This window comes from Xenorhabdus santafensis, from assembly GCF_033949405.1.
Taxonomy (GTDB): domain Bacteria; phylum Pseudomonadota; class Gammaproteobacteria; order Enterobacterales; family Enterobacteriaceae; genus Xenorhabdus; species Xenorhabdus santafensis.
On sequence record NZ_VCDN01000035.1, the window covers coordinates 1 to 2825 of the forward strand.

General features: G+C 42.6%; 2 protein-coding genes and 1 pseudogene. 2 read left to right on the forward strand and 1 reads right to left on the reverse strand.

Going from position 1 to position 2825, the window contains the following annotated elements:
* Positions 1-362: 362 nt before the first annotated feature.
* A pseudogene (locus tag FE392_RS09560) lies at positions 363-1178 on the forward strand (helix-turn-helix domain-containing protein); the annotation flags it as partial.
* Positions 1179-1218: 40 nt separating this feature from the next.
* Here FE392_RS09560 and FE392_RS22145 read toward each other — a convergent pair.
* Entirely contained in the window at positions 1219-2400 is a 1182-nt protein-coding gene (locus tag FE392_RS22145) for an IS256 family transposase (protein ID WP_439153477.1), read from the reverse strand.
* A 212-nt stretch (positions 2401-2612) separates the two neighbouring features.
* On the opposite strand from FE392_RS22145, the gene FE392_RS09575 reads away from it, so the two are divergent.
* A partial coding sequence (locus FE392_RS09575) for a helix-turn-helix domain-containing protein (protein WP_319929999.1) occupies positions 2613-2825 on the forward strand: 213 nt, incomplete at its 3' end.

The window sequence follows — 2825 nt, forward strand, 5'->3', positions numbered from 1 at the left end:
TACTATGAATAAATCACAATCATCCGAACATAATGCATCTGGCTTCTTATCTTGCATAGTAATTCCCTCATTTAATCAACAATACACATTGCTAAATAACATGAAGGCGGTGGGAGACTACTCCGCCGGTGAACAACAATAAAATTGGCTCATCAATACTGGAGAGTGCTGTTTGATTACTTTTTGATGGGTAGCATATTTTAATGGTAGGATGACAGAAAATGACAATCGGTGAATTACTAAAATTTGTTTGTTTAATGATAAAATTTGGTCATGACTCCAAAGCGTTATAATGATATGTGAATTTTTAGACCTCAACTGACAGTTTTATGTATATTTAACAGGTGCTAGTTGAGGTTAATATGAACAAGAAAGAAGAACAGGAAGTTAGAAGAAAACTCAAAATATTAGCTCATGCTAAAGAAGGTAATAACGTCAGTAAAACATGCCGATATTGGGGAATATCCCGGGATACTTTTTACCGCTGGAAAAAAGATTATGCGGCTAAAGGGGAAAAAGGGTTAATTAATAGCAAGCCCTGCCCGGAAAATCCAGCTATCCACGTTGCCTCTATCATTGAAGAGAAAATCTTATATCTACGCAAAAATTATCATTTTGGGAGTGCAAAAATAGCGTGGTATTTGGCTCGATATCATGACCTGAAAGTTTCTTTGTCAGGCGTTTACAGTGTTCTGTGCCGTCATGGCCTTAACCGGCTTCCTCAAAATCTCAGAAAGCGTCAGGTAAAATCGATTAAACGGTACGAAAAGAGAATCCCAGGGCACCATGTTCAGGTTGATGTCAAGTTCTTGAATTTCAAAAATGAAAATGGAAATAAAGTACGCAGATACCAGTATACAGCCATTGATGATGCTACGCGTATTAGGGCACTGAAAGTTTATGAAAAACATAATCAGGCTTGTGCCATTGATTTTATTGATTATGTCGTAGAGAAATTCCCTTTCAGAATCAAGATGATCCGCACAGATAATGGGCATGAATTCCAGTCCAAATTCCATTGGCATTGTGAAGACCTGGGGCTTGAACATGTGTACATCAAACCAGCCAGCCCCAATCTGAATGGGAAAGTTGAACGTTCTCATCTAACCGATAAACAAGAATTTTACCAAATACTGGATTATAAAGGAGACGTAGATTTAGAGGCCAAGTTGGCAGAATGAGGGCGTTCAGTATTCTGTGTCACGATAATTTAGCCATTTATAACGTTATCACATTACCCAGACGCCCTTCAAAGTAAATACACAGCTGAGACAGCGTCAGGTTCCAGCTTTGGATTGGCATCGTCCACTTTTCCTGGGCATTGAGAAGCCCTAGATAAAGCAGTTTGAGCAAGCTGTTTTCATTCGGGAAGGCACCTTTTGTTTTCGTCAGTTTTCTGAACTGACGGTGTACCGACTCGATAGCGTTTGTCGTGTAAATCACTTTGCGAATAGCCGCCGGGTAGCGGAAGTAAGCCGACAGATTGCTCCATTTACGACGCCAGCTCTGGATGACAACCGGATAGTGTTGACCCCATTTCATGTCCAATTCGTCCAGTGCACTTTCTGCCGCTTCCTTTGAGACCGCCCGATAGACCGGCTTCAGGTCAGCCATGAAAGCCTTGTGGTGCTTTGAGGCCACATACTTGAGCGAGTTGCGGATTTGGTGAATGATGCACAACTGAACCTCGGTATGTGGGTAAATGCTGTTGATCGCTTCCGGGAAGCCCGTCAGCCCATCAATGCAGGCAATAAGAATATCTTTCAGCCCACGATTTTGCAGGTCAGTCAGCACGGATAACCAAAAGTTAGCGCCTTCACTGTCAGAGAGATAAAGCCCCAGAACGTCTTTTTTGCCTTCAAGATTGAGTGCCAATACGGTATAGACCGCTTTACTCACATAGCGCCCCTCCTCACGGATCTTGTAGTGGATGGCATCCAGCCAGACGAAGGGGTAAACAGCGACCACTGGTTCCCCTTTACCAAACAATTCTATAGCACCGTCTGACCATATCACCCATGCACCATATACATTACTGCCCCGCTCAATCACAAATTGAGCATTACCCAACCCTATATTCTTCACAAATGCCGATTTATCCGGGATATCGGCCCCGTTCTGGTCTTTAGCCAGCCGTGTATTGGCATTAGTGTTTGCTTTATCAGCCTTTTGGTTTGCTGTATTTGCCGCAGTAGACACTGCTTTAACCGCCTTAGACGTTGCCGCAGTCATTTCGCTATTACTGTCAGTATCATTGCTCAGAGTAACAAGTCCTCTATCGGTCAGTGTTGCATAAGGATGATTGCGGCTTGCAGCGTGTTCTTCAATCTTTTTATCGACAGTGTCTTTTACATATTTTCGGCTAGGTACTATGAATAAATCACAATCATCCGAACACAATGCATCTGGCTTCTTATCTGGTATAGTAATTCCCTCATTTAATCAACAATACAATTGCTAAGTAACATGAAGGCGGTGGGATACTACTCTGCCTGTGAACAACAATAAAATTGGTTCATTAATACTGCTTGGATTCGACTAATAAGTGCAATTTCTGAGAAAGGCGGTCAGTTGCTATAGTAGGCATCTTTCTCGCCAAAGGAAAATGCGCTATGACCTATACACAACTGACCGAAATAGAAAGATATCAGATTTTCAGTCTAAAAGAAGCGGGTTTTACACAACGTTTTATTGCAACTTCACTCAGCCGTGCCCCATCAACGATTAGTCGGGAACTGAGGAGAAATCGGGAAGAGCAGAAATACTGCCCCAAGCAGGCGCAGTTTAAGGCATCAGAACGCCGCCGTTCTGCCGCAAAAGCAGTT